Raw genomic sequence first — 15,724 nt, 5'->3', positions numbered from 1 at the left:
GCGAACCTCGGAAGGTCCGCCGCGTTGTCTGATTCCACGACTGGCGCCGAAGGAGACCCTGGATGCCCTCCACCAAGATCCTCATCGCCGACGACGAGCCCGATGTCATCGAAACGCTGCGGTTCCGTCTCGAACAGGAGGGATACGAGGTCGTCGCCTGCGCCAACGGGCTCGAGGCCCTCGGCGCGGCGCGCTCCGCTCGCCCGGATCTGATCGTCCTCGACGTGATGATGCCGGGCGAGAACGGCTATCGGGTCGCCAAGACGATTCGCGAGGACGAAGCGGCCGGGATCTACGACCGGCGAACGCCGATCATCCTGCTGACGGCCCGCAACCTGAAGTTCGATCCCGAGCGCGAGAAGATGTTCATGGACTTCAGCCAGGCCGACCTCGTCCTCTACAAGCCGTTCGACCTCGAGGACCTGGTCACGCGCATCGCCAGCCTGCTCGAGGGTTGACGCCGCCCACCCGGCCGCACCGTTCAGCGGTTGGCTCGTTCGAAGGTCGCCAGGGCAAGTGCGAGCAGACGCTGCCCGTCGACGCGGATCGCGTCGAGGTGTCCGGCCCCCTCCACGACGACCGCCTCGCCCCCGCTCGCCTCGGCCAGCGCGCGCGTGTCCGCAGGCTGGACGCCGCGGTCGAGGGCGCCGGAGACGTAGGTCGCCGCCCGTGCCGCGCGGACCGCCGCGTGGAGCCGCATGTCGAGGAAGCGATAGGCGCGCGGCAAGGCGAAGCGGAAAAGGAGATAGAAGGGTCTTCCCCAGGGCATCTGCCGCCAAGACCACTCGTGAAGGTGCGGCGAGACGTCCTCGAAGAACGCTCCGGCGAACCCACCCCGGCTGACCACCGGGTGCGCCCAGTAGCCGCCGCTGCTGACGCCCCACACGTGAAGCGGTCGACCGGGCAGGAGGGCGGCGAACGCGGCGAGCGCGTCCTCGACGCCGCGGTCGAAGAAGAGGCGTGGCGGTCCGCTGGAGCCGAATCCGGGGAAGTCCGGCACGAGGACCTCGTAGCCGGCCTCTCGTAGCGCCTCGATCCTCCCGCGACGATGGAAGTAGGTTCGTCCCCAGGCGAGCCAGGGATGGAGGAGCAAGACACCGCCGCGAGCGGCTCCGGTCGCCGCGAAGCGGACGGCGGCGAGGGTCCCGTCCCCGACCGTCCGCGCCAGCCGCAGCTCGTCGAACGGCTGCAGGCCGGCAGGCGTCGGTTCGAGCGGGCGGGTCGCCCGCCGCGGGGCGAGCGCGACGAAGAGCAGGCTCGCGACGCGCTCTTCGGCAAGAGACGGGCGACGAGGCGGAACTCGGCCGGTCATGAGCGGGGTTTGTAGCACACCGCGCCGGCGCCGCCGTCCGAGCGCCGGGAGCCGTCGACGCGGGGTGGCGCTCCCGGTCAGCCCAGCAACGGGTCGACCTTCTCCGGGTCGATCCCCAGCTCGGCGACCGCGCGGACCGCGATCGCCGGGTCGAGCTCGCCTCGCCGAGCCAGGGCCGACAGCGCGGCCAACGCCACCAGCTCGGCATCGACCTCGAAGAAGCGGCGTAGCTCGGCGCGCGTCTCGCTCCGACCGAAGCCGTCGGTGCCGAGCGGATGGAAGTCGGTGGGCACGAAGCGGGAGATCTGCTCCGGCACCAGCTTGAGGTAGTCGGTCACCGCCACGACCGGTCCACGAGCCGCCAACAACGCGCGAGTGACGTACGGCACCCGCGGTGCCTCGCCGGGGTGGAGGAGATTCCATCGCTCGCAGGCGAGCGCTTCGCGACGCAGCTCCTTGTAGGAGGTGGCGCTCCAGACGTCGGCGGCCACGCCGAACTTCGCCGCCAGGAGCTCCTGCGCCCGCAGGGCCTCCCGCATCAGCGCCCCGGAGCCGAACAGCTGGACCCGCGAACGGTCCTCCGGCAGGTCGCTCGCGCGGAAGCGATAGAGACCGGCGAGCACTCCCTCCTCGACACCCTGCGGCTGCGGCGGCATCGGGTAGTTCTCGTTGTAGAGGGTGACGTAGTAGAAGACGTCCTCGCGCTGCTCGTACATCCGCCGCAAGCCGTCGCGCAGCACGATGGCCAGCTCATAGGCGAACGCCGGATCGTAGGTCACCAGGTTCGGCACGGTGGCGGCGAGCAGGTGCGAGTGGCCGTCTTCGTGCTGCAGGCCCTCGCCGTTGAGCGTCGTGCGGCCCGAGGTGGCGCCGAGCAGGAAGCCGCGACCGCGCATGTCGCCGAACGCCCAGATCGAATCGCCGATGCGCTGGAAGCCGAACATCGAATAGAAGATGAAGAACGGAATCATGTCGATGCCGTGCGTCGCATCGGCGGTGCCCGCGGCGGTGAAGGACGCCATCGATCCCGCCTCGGTGATCCCCTCCTCGAGGATCTGCCCGTTCTTCGCTTCCTTGTAGTACATCAACATGCCGGCGTCGACGGGCTCGTAGAGCTGCCCCTGCGAGGCGTAGATGCCGTGCTGCCGGAAGAGCGACTCCATGCCGAAGGTCCGCGCCTCGTCGGGCACGATCGGCACGATCCGCGGGCCGAGGTTGGCGTCCTTGAGCAGCGTGCGGAGGATCTGCACGAAGACCATCGTCGTCGAGACCTCGCGCTCCACGCCGGCGGCGAACTCGGAGAACTCCTCGGCCGACGGCGGTGCGCTCACGGCAACGAGCCGGCGTCGCGACGGCACCGGACCGCCCAGGAGCGCGCGGCGTTCGCGCAGGTATTCGAGCTCCTCGCTGCCTTCCGGCGGCCGGTAGAAGGGCGCGTCGGCCAGTTGCGCGTCGGGGATCGGGATGTCGAAACGATCGCGGAACTTGCGCAGCTCCGCCTCGTTGAGCTTCTTCTGCTGGTGCGTGACGTTGCGCCCCTCGCCCGCCTCGCCGAGTCCGTAGCCCTTGACCGTCTTGGCGAGGATGACGGTCGGCATCCCCTTCGTCTCGGTGGCTGCCTTGTAGGCGGCGTAGACCTTCTCCGGGTCGTGGCCGCCGCGGCGCAACCGCTGCAACTGCTCGTCGGAGAGGTGCTCGACGAGACGCGCGAGCTCCGGGTAGCGGCCGAAGAAGTGGCGGCGAATGTACGCTCCGGTCTCGACCGAGTACTTCTGGTAGTCGCCGTCGCAGACCTCGCTCATCCGCCGGACGAGCAGCCCGCTCGTGTCGGCGTCGAGGAGCGGGTCCCAGTCGTCGCCCCAGATCACCTTGAGGACGTTCCAGCCGGCGCCGCGGAAGGCGGTCTCGAGCTCCTGGATGATCTTGCCGTTGCCGCGAACCGGGCCGTCGAGCCGTTGCAGGTTGCAGTTGACGACGAAGGTGAGGTTGTCGAGTCGCTCGCGCGAAGCGAGGGTGATCGCGCCGAGCGCTTCGGGCTCGTCGGTCTCGCCGTCGCCGAGGAAGGCCCAGACACGGCGGTGTGCGGTCTTCACCAGACCGCGATCTTCGAGGTAGCGGGCGAAACGCGCCTGGTAGATCGCGCTGATCGGCCCGAGACCCATCGAGACGGTCGGAAACTCCCAGAACTCGGGCATCAGCCAGGGGTGCGGGTAGGAGGCGAGCCCACCTCCCGGTGCGAGCTCGCGGCGGAAGTTCGCCATCGTCCGCTCGTCGAGACGCCCCTCGAGGAACGCTCGCGCGTAGATGCCGGGCGACGCGTGTCCCTGGAAGAAGATCAGGTCGCCGTCGAAGCCGCTCTCACCGCGACCGCGGAAGAAGTGGTTGAAACCGACCTCGTAGAGCGTCGCCGCCGAGGCATAGGTCGAGATGTGCCCGCCGATGCCCGCCTCGAGCCGGTTGGCGCGCACCACCATCGCCATGGCGTTCCACCGCAGCAGGCTCTTGATGCGGCGCTCGAGCCGGCGGTCGCCGGGAAACGGCGGCTGCTCGCCGCGCGGAATCGTGTTGACGTAGGGCGTGGTGCCGTGCGGCAACGGCACGCCACGCAGGTAGGCGCGTTCGTAGAGGTTCTGCAGCAGGAACCGGGCGCGGGCGTCGCCGTGGGTGGCGACGATCTGGTCGAGGGCTTCGAGCCACTCGCCGGTCTCCTGCGGATCGACGTCAGGAAGGAAGCGGTCGTCCATTCGGGGCCTTTCGTCTCGCGGCCCCGGCGAGCTCTCCTACCCGCCGGGGTGGGAGAGCCTACTCCAATTCGCTAGCAGCGAAACGCCGTCCTGCGGCAATCCTGATTCGACGGATCCGACTTCGATCAACCGGCCGGCGGCCCGACGGGCGGCGAGCCGTTGCCGTCGTCGCCGGCGAGCGGTCCCCCGGCCCCGCGCGGACCGCGGCGCCGATTGCGTCGCCGCGAGCGGCGCCTGGCCTTCAGCTCCCCCGGAGCGCTCTCGCTGCCGCCCTCGGAGGCGCCACGCGACTCGTCGCCGCCCTCGAATCCGCCCTCCCCCGGGCCTCCGGTCGTCGGACCGCCCTCGGAGCCGGCACCGGGACCGCCACTGCCCTCGCCCCCGCTGCCGTTCCCGCCTCGACGACGACGGCGGCGGCGGCGCTTCCCCTTCGGCTCGCTCGACGGATTGCCCGGACCGGAGGCGTCGTCGGGCTGGGGGTCGACAGAAGGTTCGACCTCGTGCCCCGCGACCGCGGCCGCGGCAGGAGCGCCGACGGGCGCGGGCGGCCGGACCTTTTCGCGGCGCCGGCCCTTGGCTGGGCGACCGCCCCCGCGCGCTCCGGCCTCGCGCTCCGGCTTCGCTTCGGGCGCCTCGCCCCCGGCCTTCGGCTTGTCGCGCTCCTTGTCCTTGCCACGCCGCTTGCGCCGGCGCTTGCCGGCCTGGCGCACCTCACCGTCCGACTCGCCCGCCGGCTCCTCGTCCGGAGCCGCCGCGGCCAGCACGTCGCGAACCTGGACGGCCGGCTTGGCGACCTTCGGTGCCGGCTCGAAGATCGTTCCACCCTCGCGCTCCTCCCACTGGATGACCTCGTCCGGCCGGTGAAGGCGTGCCGAGGCGATGACCTCGACGCTCAGGTGGAACTCCCGCTCGAGCTTGGCGATCTCGTGGCGGCGCTGGTTCTGGAAGGCGTCGGCGAGCTCGGGATGGAGCTCGATCCGCACCCTGCCGAGCCTTCCGGTGACGGCGCGGGCCTCGATGCGGCGCAGGAGGTTCAGGCCGACGATCTCGGGGCTGGCGATGCGTCCGGTGCCGTCGCAGGTCGGGCAGGAGCGGTGGCTGCGCACCTTGAGCTCCTGCTGGATGCGCTGCCGGTTGATCTCGAGCAACCCGTTGCCGCTGATCCGCCCGATGGTGACGCGCGCCCGGTCGGGCTTCATCGCGTCCTTGACCGCCTTCTCCACCAGCTTGCGGTGCTTGGCCGACTTCATGTCGATGAAGTCGACGACCACCAGGCCGCCGATGTCGCGCAGGCGGAGCTGCCGTGCCACTTCGACGGCCGCTTCGAGATTCGTCGCGTAGGCGGTCTCTTCCTGGCTCGCGGCGCGCGTCGACTTGCCGGAGTTCACGTCGATGGCGGTCAGCGCCTCGGTGCCGTCGATGACGATCGCTCCTCCCGAGCCGAGCGGCACCGAGCGGCGGTAGATCGCCTCGATCTGCGCCTCGAGGTCGAAGGCGGTGAACAGCGGCGCACGATCTTCGTAGCGCGTCAGCACGACCTTCGATCGCGGCATGAAGGCCTGGACGTAGGCCTCGGCGCTGGCGAACGCCATGTCGTCGTCGACCAGGATCTCCTCGACCGAGTTGTCGAGCTGGTCGCGCAGCGCCTTGAGGATCAGGTCCTGGTCGCTGTAGAGCAGCTTCCAGCTCCGGCCGCCCTTGCCCTCGACCTGGATCCGCTTCCACAGCTTGAGCAGGGCTGCGGCGTCGCGGTTGAGCTCGGTGCGGGTCTGCCCGAAGGCGTTGGTCCGCACGATGACGCCACAGCCCTCGGGGAGATCGAGCTTGCCGACCATCTCGCGCAGCTCGCGCCGCGACTCCTCGTCTTCGACCTTGCGGGACACGCCGCGGTGGTCGTCGAACGGGGTCAGCACCAGGTAGCGCCCGGCGAGCGAGAGGTTGGTGGTGAGCGCCGCCCCCTTGGTCCCCTCCGGATCGCGCGTGACCTGGACGACGATCGGTCGCCCTCGTTCGAGGATCTCGTCGATCGACGGGCGTTCGTCCTCGCTGGCGGGCTGGCGCGTGCGCGCCCCGGCAACGACATCCTGGATCGCCAGGAAGCCGTTGCGATCGGCTCCGTAGTCGACGAACGCCGCGTTGAGGGCCGGCTGGATCCCGGCGATGACGCCGCGGTAGATGTTGCCGCGGGTCAGGGTGGTATCGGCGACTTCGACCTGGTAGCTCTCGAGTTGCCGGTCGCTGACGAGAGCGATCCGCAGCTCTTCCGGGCTGCGGGCATTGATGAGCATGCGACGTGCCAAGCGTGACTCCACGGGAAGACGGCTCGGCGACCTCGGAAGGCCGCCGGGAGGACTCGAACCGACGGGGCAACGGCGCCAGAGCGCCACGGGGAGTCTACCAGTTCGTGGATCGTGGCTCGCAGCCGGGGCGGGCCGGCCGTCTCAGCCGGGTCGCCGGGGGACACGACCGTCGCGAATCGCCCGGTCGTGGCCCCCGCTTCCTCGTGCGACGGCAGCTGTCACTTGCCGGCGTTCGGCGCCGCTTCGAAGGTCATCGCCGCCGAGTTCATGCAGTAGCGCAGACCGGTCGGCGCCGGCCCGTCCTCGAAGACGTGGCCGAGGTGACCGCCACAGCGCGCGCAGCGCACCTCCGTGCGGCGCATGCCGAACGACCAGTCGGACTCGGTCGCCACGGCGTCGGGCGCCGCCGGCTGCCAGAAGCTCGGCCAACCGGTACCCGAGTCGAACTTCGCGTCCGACCGGAAGAGCTCGAGGCCGCAGGCGGCGCATCGGTAGACGCCCGGACGATGCTCGTCCCAGGTTGCGCCGGTGAAGGCCCGCTCGGTCCCCTTCTGGCGCAGGACGCGGAACTGTTCGGGAGTCAGGATCGCCTTCCACTCCGCTTCGCTCTTCACCACGCGGTCGCTCCTTTCCGGTATCGGTTCGTTCGCCCGGGCGCTCGGCTCACTGACCACGCCACAGCCGGCAAGCAGCAGGACCAGGCCAATTCCGGCAGCACGGGACACGATCGTCGTCATGGTCATCTCCTGTCTCCCCCCTCGGCCGGAACGACCGGACCGGGTCGCCGGAACGGAGGAGGTTCATCTCGCCAGCGCTACTGACTCCTACGCTGCCTCCGTCGACTGGGATGCCGCAACGCGCTCGCCGGTGTCACCCCGGCCGGTGATAGAAACTCGGCGATGGCCGTCCGCTCCCGCTCCGGTCCGCCCCCACCCTCCGACCCCGATGCCGGAGTCTTCGCGGGGCGCGCGATCGCCCGCCGGTTCACCTCGCCGGACGGGCTCATCGTGCTGGTCGGCAAGAGCGCCGGCGACAACGACGACCTCTCGCTGCGCCTCGCCGCCCCGCAGGATTTCTGGCTGCACGTGGCCAGCGAGTCGGGCTCGCACGTCGTGGTGCGCAACCCCGACCGCCTGCCTCGCCTGCCGCGCGAAACGCTGCGCTTCGCCGCCTCGCTCGCCGCGGCCCACTCGAAGGCTCGCCGCGGCGGCAAGGTGGCCGTCCACCTGGCTCGGGCCGGCGACGTCCGCAAGCCGCGCGGTCTGCCGGCGGGGAAGGTCGAGATCCGCGACTACGAAACCGTCTTCGCCTCGCCGTGGAAGGCCGACGACGGCCCTTCTGCCGACTGAGCCGCCCCGGCTCCAGAGCTCTCGGGGCAGCCTCCGGCCATGCGCAAGATCCTCCACGTCGACATGGACGCCTTCTACGCCTCGGTCGAGCAACACGACCGTCCGGAGCTCGCCGGCCGCCCGGTGGTCGTCGCCTGGAGCGCCGAGCAGCGCGGCGTCGTCTGCGCCGCGTCGTACGAGGCCCGCCGCTTCGGGGTGCGGTCGGCGATGCCCACCGCGCGGGCGATGCGGCTCTGTCCGGAGGCCGTTCTGGTGCGCCCGCGATTCGACCGCTACCGCGAGATCTCGCGCGCGGTGCGGGCGATCTTCCTGACGCACACGCCGCTCGTCGAGCCGCTCTCGCTCGACGAGGCGTACCTCGACGTGACGGCCGAGCTGACCGGTCTGCCCACCGCGACGGCCACCGCCGAGGCGATCCGGCGCGAGATCCGCGCCGCGACCGGCCTGACCGCCTCGGCGGGCGTGGCGCCGAACAAGTTCCTCGCCAAGATCGCCTCCGACTGGCGCAAGCCCGACGGCCTCTTCGTCATCAAGCCGCACCAGGTCGAGGCGTTCCTCGCCCCGCTTCCCGTCGCGCGCCTCCCCGGCGTCGGACAGGCGACGGAGAAGGCGCTCCACCGCCACGGCTTCCTCACCGTCGGCGACCTCCGGCAGGCCGCCGCCCGCGACCTCGTCCGCCATTTCGGACGCTACGGCGAGCGGCTCTTCGAGCTTGCTCACGGAATCGACGAGCACCCGGTGGTTCCCAACCGCCCGGCGCGCTCGATCTCGTCGGAGAACACCTTCACGCACGACCTGCCGATCGACGACGTCGGCGCCGAGCTCGCCGCCGCCGCGCGACGAGCCTGGGCCGGCGTCGAGAAACGCCGTCGCATCCCGCGGACGGTCACCCTGAAGCTGCGGACCGCCGACTTCACGACGCTGACTCGGCGGCGCACGCTCCTCCGCACGCCGTCCGACGCCGCCGAGGTCGAGGAGGTGGCGGCCGATCTCCTGGGGCGCTGCGGTCTCCCGGCCGACACCCGCCTGCGACTCATCGGCGTCGGGCTGTCGAACTTCCTCGAGGAGGACCCGGAGGGGGTCCAACCCTCCCTTTTCTGAGGCGCGATAAGCTGGGGGGACATGCCTGAGCGGTCCCTTCCCCAACATCCCGTTCCCACCACCGAAGCCGGGTTCGACGGCCTAGGCCTCGATCCGCAGCTTCTCCAGGCGGTCGCCGAGCTCGGCTACCGCCACCCCACACCCATTCAATTGCGGGTGATCCCCTCGGCGCTCGCCGGCCGCGACCTCATCGGGCTGGCCGAAACCGGCTCCGGCAAGACCGCTGCGTTCGTCCTGCCGATCGTCCAGCGGCTGCGCGGCGGCAAGGGGGTGCGGGCCCTCATCCTCTCGCCGACCCGCGAGATCGCTCTGCAGACCAAGGCCCACGCCGACTACTTCGGCGCCAGCCATCGCCTGCGCGCCGCCTCGATCGTCGGCGGGCTCAACATCCGCCACCAGATCGATGCGCTGGCCCGCGGCATGGACATCCTGGTGGCCACCCCCGGTCGGCTCCTCGACCACGCCGAGCGCGGCACGGTGCGACTCGACCAGGTCACCGAGCTCGTGCTCGACGAGGCCGACCACATGCTGGATCTCGGCTTCATGCCCCAGATCCATCGCATCCTCGAGCGGCTCCCGGCGGTTCGCCACACGATGATGTTCTCGGCCACCATGCCGCCGCCGATCGAACGGCTCGCCCAGCGCTTCCTCACCGAGCCGGAGCGGATCGACATCACGCCGGTGGGCAAGACGGCGAGCGGCATCCAGCACCGGCTCTACCTCGTGGACATCGACGCCAAGCGCCCGTGCATCCTCGCCCTGCTGAACCAGGAGCTCGGCAGCACGCTGGTCTTTACCCGTCGCAAGGTCGACGCCGAATGGCTCGCCAAGATGCTGGTGCGCGAAGGGCACCCGGTCGAACGGATCCACTCCGACCTCTCCCAGCAGCAGCGCCTGGCCGCGCTCGACGGCTTCCGCGAAGGGCAGCATCGGATCCTCGTCGCCACCGACGTCGCGGCACGGGGCATCGACGTCGTCGGGATCCGCCACATCATCAATTACGAGATCCCCGACACGGTGGAGGACTACATCCACCGCGCCGGCCGCACCGCGCGCGGCAACGCCCAGGGGCTGGTCTCGACCATCGCGACCTTCCTCGACAAACCGATGGTCAAGGAGATCGAACAGACCCTCGGCCTCGAGCTCCCCCGTTGCACCGCCCCCGGCGTCGAGCCCTACGTCGAGCGCACCTCGAAGCGCACGATGCGCCGCCGGCTTCGCTAGGCGAAGGAAAGCACCCCACTCCGGAGGCGCGAGATGGAGCGGCGTTACCACCGCTGCGGCGGGGCGGAGCCGCCCGAACCTCAGTGCGACGCGGGCAGCAGGCGCAGCACCGACACCGTGGCTCGGCTGACTGCCGCCTCGCTCCACGCCACCGGCCGGCTCTCCCCCGCCAGGTAGAGCCGTAGCTGGTCGTCGTAGTGTCGATCCCCCGGATGCCCCGACTGGCCGCCCGGCAGGACCGAGAAGGTCGTGTCCGGATTTCGCAGGTCGGTCGTCCGCCGCATCGACGGGCCGTAGGTCACCGCCTGCCGGTCGCCTTTCCAGACGGCACCGAAGGCGTCGACCGTCGTTGCGGAGCCAGGAAGCGACATCGGTCCACGGTCGAACCAGGGGCCGAGAACCGGGAGCGCGCCGAGCGGGTGCGACAGGGTGAGCTGGTGGATCTCCCCGTAAGGCCACTGCGAAACCGCCGGACCAAAGCGACCGCTACCTTCGCGCCATGCCGCCGCCAATGCCGCGGTGACGATCTCCGCCCTCGTCTCGTGCTGGGGGGTCGACACGTCATCGACGAACGACGCGTCGATCTCGCCGTGCAACAGGCCCAGCAGCCGCTCGCGGCTGTCGAATCGCGGGATACCCGCCGCGGTCGCCTCGTCGGCGAACAGGCGGGTTCGCAGCTCACGCTCGAGCAGCACGAAGAGCGCCCCGGCCCCGTGCCGCCCCATGGCGCCGTTCCACGCGCGCAGCTCCCGGTAGGCTCGCCCCGCCTCGCCGCGATGGTCGCCGGCGATCGCCGACACCACCTCGAGCGCATAGCGCGAGATGACGTCGGTCTGCACCGCCACGAGCGCCTCGGCCGTCCAGTCGCGGCGCTCGCCGAGGCGACTCGCGATCCGGTCGGCACGGTGGGGGCTGTCGAAATCGGCGACGAGCGCCGCCGGCCGGGTGCTCCCCCAACTGTCGTTGTTCGCCGTGACCAGCATGCCATCGGCCGGAGCTCGCCGAACCGGGTTCTCGCTCGCCGGGAGCAAGCCGTTCCAGCCGTAGGCCGGGTCCCATCCCGGCGAGGGGAACCGTCCGTCGCCGGCGAGTCGATGCGGCAAGCGCCCGAGGACGGCGTGGAGCAGTCCTCCCTCGACATCGCCGACGACCAGGTTCTGCGCCGGACAGACGAACGACCCGATCGCTGCCGGGACCTCCTCGACTCGCGACGCACGAGCGAGTGCGGTCAGCGCCTTCAGCGGATCGGCCGGTTCGTAGGCGGTCCAGGCAAGGCTGCGCGCCGGAAGGCGACGCGCCGGATCCGCCGGCAGCAGCGGACCCCGGTCGGTCTCGGCGAGCTCGAGCCGGACCTCCGCCCCACCGCGGACGCGAATGACCGACGTCTCGCGCTTCACCGGACTCCAGCCGGCGCCTCGGCGAACTTGCGCTCCCGTGGCGTCGAGTTGCTCGAAGAAGAGATCGTGGTCATCGAGCATCACGTTGGTGAAAGCCCAGGCGAGACGTGCGGTGCGACCGATCACTACACCGGGGGTCCCGGGAATCGTGACGCCCGAGACCTCGTAGTCCGGCGCCACGAGGTGCGCCTCGAACCAGACCCCGGGCAGACGCAGGGCGAGGTGAGGGTCGTTGGCGACCAGCGCCGACCCGGTCGCGCTGCGCTCGGCGCCGACGGCCCAGTTGTTGCTGCCCGCGGCGAGGTCGGGTGAGCTCATCGAGCCGGCGGGCGCCACCGAGCTCGCGACAGCGGGCGACGACCCGGCGGCCAGGGCAGCGATCGCCGCCGGGATCTCGGCCGCCGGCAGGCCCACGAGCTGGCGTGCCCGCTCCGGGCCGAAGGCACGCAACCAGCCGAACCGGACCTCCTCGGGGCGGCCGTCCCAGAACGACAGGTCGCGAGCCATGAGCAGGACGAACCCGAGACTGTCGACCGGCTCCCACGGTTCGGGCCGCGCGCCGAGTAGCTCGAGCTCGGGCGGCAGATCGGTTCCGCGCGCCGTGAGCCAGGCGTTCACCCCGGAGGCGTAGGCCACGAGCCAGTCGCGACTCTCGTCCGACGCGCCCTCCCAGAGCCGCTCGGCGGCTCGGCGAAGACGCAATTCGCGGAAGGAGCGATCGAGCTCCACCGTGCGGTCGCCGAGCAATTCGGAGAGCCTGCCGGCCGCCGCCCGCCGCCCCAGCTCCATCTGGAAGAAGCGATCGTTGGCGTGCAGCCAGCCAAGGGCCGCCGCCAGGTCGCGCCCCGACGCGGCTCGCACGTGGGGCACGCCCCATCCGTCGAACCGCACCTCGACCGCCGCACCGAGACCCGCGATCGCCGCCTCGCCTCGGCGCTGCGGGCGTCCCGACCGCGACATCCAGACGAAGGCTCCGGCGGCGACGGCACCGGCGACGAGGATCAGCGACATGACGACGAGGAAGAGGCGGCGAAGGACGCGCGACATGGGACGAAGCCTAGCCCGGATCGGCAGGGTGACGTGCGCGACACTCGCGAAGAGCCGACGCCGCCCGGCGATGGCCGACCGACTCACCCACCAGACGGCCAGCAGACTGGAGAAGACCAGGGCCGCCCAGGCCCAGGGACGTCCGAGGAGAAACTGCCGGGTGGCCAGCAGGGAGGAACCGGGGATCTCGACCATCACGCGCGTGCCGTGGCGCGCGCTCTGGAAGCAGAACGCCCACCCGGCGTGGAGGCCGATGGCGAGGTAGAGCGAGCCCGTGCGCCGCACCACCTCGGCCACCGAGAGCCCCAGCACGAACAGCCCGAAGAGGACCGCCAGCGAGGCCGGCTCGAGCTGGCGGGCGATCACCTGCTGCAGGTAGGAGAACCCGTCGAGCGGCGAGTAGCCGGTCCGGCGAAAGGTCGGGTCCGACACCATCAGGTGGACGACGGCGTAGGCGAAGCTGGTCGCCAGCACCGCACGTCGCCAGCCGACCCCGGCCGCCAGTCGCGGCAGCATCATCCCGCGGAAGAAGGCCTCTTCGAGAAACCCCGCGACGACGGCGCCCGCCAGCGCGGTCGCGGTGCGCAGGGCGAAGAAGCGGTACTCGTGCGCCGGCCAGCCGAGCTCGCCGAACCGGAAGGCGGCGGTCAGACCGACCGCCACGCCGGCGAGGGCGGCGAGGAATCCGGCCCCGGTTTCACGCGCGTTCTCGCCGCGAGATCCCCGGTTGATCAACCGACGCAGCTCCTCCCACCCGACGGCTCTCCGGACGAGGAGGAGCACCACCACGCCGCACGCCATCGCCACCCGGTTGAAGACCCGCGAGAACGGCCATTCGACCTGCGGCGACGCGGCGAGCAGCAGCGCGTAGACAGCGGGAGCGGCGACACAGGCAAGGCCGAAGCCGCCGGCGAAAACCCAAGTCCAGGCGGCAACCGGCGAGGCAGGAGCCCAACGGAGCGCGGAGCGCGGCGGCAATGGCGCTCCCGCATCGTTCGTCTGGCACGCCTCGCCCGACCGCTCCCGCAGCACTGGATCAGCCCCCCGACAAAGCTCCGAATCGAACCGACTTCACGAATGAACAGCCCGGCTCATTCTACGGAAAGACCCCCCTGCCCAGGTCGTCGCCGCCGACTCTCGGCCGGGAAATCGCAGCTCGTCCGGCCTTCCCGGCTCAGAACGGTCCGCCCAGCTCGAGGACCAAGGGACGGCTCTTGCTCGCCAGGATGACGCCGTCGCCGATCGGCAACATCACGGCACGGAGCTGGGGATGGATCATCAGGTACGGATTGAGCAGCTCGACTCGTCGCCTCGCCGGGTCGTCGAGATCCGCCGCCGTCGGGTCGGCCAGGCGACCCTCGGCGAGACAGCGATCGACGATCACCATGCCGCGCACCGCAAGCTGTGGCAGCACGTGATCGACGAGTTGCCGTGCCCACGGTGCCGGCGCCTCGAGCAGGACGAGATCGTACGGCCCGCCCGCTCGGCCGAGCAGCGCGAGCGGATCCTCCTCGACGAGCTCGACACGCTCGGCGACGAGACCGCGCTCGAAGGTTGCACGGGCGATCGCCGCCAGGTCGGGGCAGCTCTCGACGGCGACGATCGTCGCCCGCGGCGCACCTCGGGCGACAGCGAGCGTTCCCTCGCCGGCGCCGCAGGCGAGGTCGAGCACCCGGGCGGGCTCGCGTGTCGCGGCGAGCACTTCGAGCAGCCGGACCGTGGCGGGATCGCGTCGGCGAGACGCGAGGCCTTCGTCCCCTCGCTCGAGCTCGGCGAGGAGCGGATCGCGCGGCGAGAGAAGGCTCCGCAGATAGCGCCCCTGGGCGGGCCGCAGGATCGGATCACGCGCGGCGCCGGGGCGCCGGACGCTCATCGCGGGCTCTGCCAGGCAAGCGACTCGAGAAGGACGGCGTAGCGCACCGCCGCCCGCTCGCTGGCCAGCACGAAATTGGCATGAAGACCGATCTCGCACGCTCCGTCGGCCACACCCGGCGGAACAACCAGCTCGACCGCGTGCACGCCCGGCCCGGTCAGGACCAGCTCCTCGGGGCTGCAGTTGGAGCGGATCGCCAGCGCCGGCCCCTGGGCGTCCGGAAGGCGCTCGAAGCGCAGCCCCGGCTCGCTGCCGCTCGGCAGCCGCAGCATCAGGTGAAGACGGCTCCCGACCGTCAGGCCGGTGACGCGCAACGACCCTTCGGCGTCACCGAGCCAGCGCGAGGCGACGATCTGCTGGTCCGAGCCGGCCTGGGTCGGCAACCAGGTCGAGGAGAACTCGAAGCGTGGGATCGCACCGGTGGCCTCGGGAACGCGGACCGAGGCCACGGCGTACTCGTGCCGGTCGATCTCCTTGCCCTTGGTCGAGAGTGCGAAACGGCGGCGGTCGTCGGCATCGTAGACGCCGAGGCTCAGGGTGTACTCGCCGGCCGGCAGCGCCTCGCCGATCGCCGACTGCACGAGGCGAAGGGGATAGCGCAGTGTCTCGCCAGGCTTCCAACCGTCCGGGAGCGGATGATCGAACGTGCGTAGCACGTCCCCCGGAGCGCTCAGCAGGTGGACGAAGACGGTCGGCGAACGGCCGAGGGTCTCGCGATCGGTCTTCGGCTTGAAGACCAGCTCGAGATCGCGAAACTCGGGGTAGGCCAGCGTGAGGCTCGGCGGAGTCACCGCGAGCTCGGCGACCGGCGGATCCTGCCGGCGACAGGCAGCAGCCGACACCAGGGCACCCAGCACCCCGCTCAAGCAGAGGGCGACGCGCAGCGATCGATTCATCGGTGATTCTCCTCGAGGATCTGGCACGTCGCGGAACAGTCCGGCCCCTCCCACACGGTCACGGCGTCGATTCCAGCGTGCGGCAGCCGTGCTCTCAACTCGGCGAGAAGCCAGGCGGCGAGATGTTCGGCGGTCGGGCTGACCGCGTCGAAAGGCGGCAGTCGATTCAGATCGCCCCGATCGAAGGGTCGCACGAGGCTCTCGAGCTGTTGCCGGACCTCGACGAAATCGAAGGCCATCCCCTCGCGGTCGAGCGCCTCCGCCACCAGACAGACTTCGACCTGCCAGGAATGACCGTGGGGCGTCTCGGGGACTCCCTTGTAGGAAACGAGATGATGCTCCGCTTCGAAGGACGCACGGATGCGGAGAACGTAGCGGACGGACGGGGGCGGGAAATCGCGTGTCACCAGGTTTCCGGGATCGCCGGGGGGTGCTCCGGTAAGAACCCGGAGGCCGGCGGACTCCATTGTCTCGCACCCAC

General features: G+C 70.9%; 12 protein-coding genes. 4 read left to right on the top strand and 8 right to left on the bottom strand.

What is annotated here, in order from left to right:
- Positions 1-62: 62 nt before the first annotated feature.
- On the top strand, positions 63-458 hold the full coding sequence (locus tag IPJ17_08195; GenBank protein ID QQR75540.1) for a response regulator: 396 nt from the start codon (positions 63-65) through the stop codon (positions 456-458).
- A gap of 23 nt (positions 459-481) precedes the next feature.
- Here the strand turns inward: IPJ17_08195 and IPJ17_08190 are convergent, their stop codons facing one another.
- The 4 genes from IPJ17_08190 to msrB form a co-directional block, all read right to left on the bottom strand.
- A complete protein-coding gene (locus IPJ17_08190; GenBank protein QQR75539.1) occupies positions 482-1,312 on the bottom strand; it encodes an alpha/beta fold hydrolase in 831 nt (276 codons plus the stop codon).
- 77 nt (positions 1,313-1,389) lie between these two features.
- The gene (gene aceE, locus IPJ17_08185) at positions 1,390-4,056 is read right to left on the bottom strand and encodes a pyruvate dehydrogenase (acetyl-transferring), homodimeric type (protein ID QQR75538.1); all 2,667 of its coding nucleotides are present in this window, start codon (positions 4,054-4,056) and stop codon (positions 1,390-1,392) included.
- A 125-nt stretch (positions 4,057-4,181) separates the two neighbouring features.
- Entirely contained in the window at positions 4,182-6,356 is a 2,175-nt protein-coding gene (locus IPJ17_08180) for an Rne/Rng family ribonuclease (protein QQR75537.1), read from the bottom strand.
- A 218-nt stretch (positions 6,357-6,574) separates the two neighbouring features.
- The gene (gene msrB, locus IPJ17_08175) at positions 6,575-7,099 is read right to left on the bottom strand and encodes a peptide-methionine (R)-S-oxide reductase MsrB (GenBank protein QQR75536.1); all 525 of its coding nucleotides are present in this window, start codon (positions 7,097-7,099) and stop codon (positions 6,575-6,577) included.
- Positions 7,100-7,255: 156 nt separating this feature from the next.
- Between msrB and IPJ17_08170 the strand changes: the two genes are divergently transcribed.
- Genes IPJ17_08170 through IPJ17_08160 form a run of 3 tightly spaced genes read left to right on the top strand, consistent with a single transcriptional unit; the run spans position 7,256 to position 10,030 of the window.
- Positions 7,256-7,705 (top strand): DUF814 domain-containing protein, encoded by a 450-nt coding sequence (locus IPJ17_08170; GenBank protein ID QQR75535.1) that lies wholly within the window; start codon positions 7,256-7,258, stop codon positions 7,703-7,705.
- Between the two features lie 39 nt (positions 7,706-7,744).
- Positions 7,745-8,806 carry a DNA polymerase IV gene (gene dinB, locus IPJ17_08165; protein ID QQR75534.1) on the top strand — a complete coding sequence of 354 codons (1,062 nt, stop codon included), beginning with the start codon at positions 7,745-7,747 and terminating at the stop codon, positions 8,804-8,806.
- A 21-nt stretch (positions 8,807-8,827) separates the two neighbouring features.
- Positions 8,828-10,030: a DEAD/DEAH box helicase gene (locus tag IPJ17_08160; GenBank protein QQR75533.1), complete on the top strand. Its 1,203-nt coding sequence runs from the start codon at positions 8,828-8,830 to the stop codon at positions 10,028-10,030.
- Positions 10,031-10,110: 80 nt separating this feature from the next.
- On the opposite strand, the gene IPJ17_08155 is transcribed toward IPJ17_08160, so the two are convergent.
- From IPJ17_08155 to IPJ17_08140, 4 genes are all read right to left on the bottom strand, one after another.
- Positions 10,111-13,452: a penicillin acylase family protein gene (locus IPJ17_08155; protein ID QQR75532.1), complete on the bottom strand. Its 3,342-nt coding sequence runs from the start codon at positions 13,450-13,452 to the stop codon at positions 10,111-10,113.
- Positions 13,453-13,648: 196 nt separating this feature from the next.
- Positions 13,649-14,347 (bottom strand): methyltransferase domain-containing protein, encoded by a 699-nt coding sequence (locus tag IPJ17_08150; GenBank protein ID QQR75531.1) that lies wholly within the window; start codon positions 14,345-14,347, stop codon positions 13,649-13,651.
- The gene (locus IPJ17_08145; protein ID QQR75530.1) at positions 14,344-15,243 is read right to left on the bottom strand and encodes a hypothetical protein; all 900 of its coding nucleotides are present in this window, start codon (positions 15,241-15,243) and stop codon (positions 14,344-14,346) included. The genes IPJ17_08150 and IPJ17_08145 overlap by 4 nt, the downstream gene beginning before the upstream one ends.
- A complete protein-coding gene (locus IPJ17_08140; GenBank protein QQR75529.1) occupies positions 15,240-15,650 on the bottom strand; it encodes a 6-carboxytetrahydropterin synthase in 411 nt (136 codons plus the stop codon). Before IPJ17_08140 ends, IPJ17_08145 begins: the two co-directional genes overlap by 4 nt.
- Positions 15,651-15,724 lie beyond the last annotated feature (74 nt).

The organism is Holophagales bacterium (assembly GCA_016699405.1).
In the GTDB taxonomy this organism is placed as follows: domain Bacteria; phylum Acidobacteriota; class Thermoanaerobaculia; order Multivoradales; family JAGPDF01; genus JAAYLR01.
Note: the sequence above shows the minus strand (reverse complement) of the source record. Positions and strands in the feature narration are given on the sequence as shown.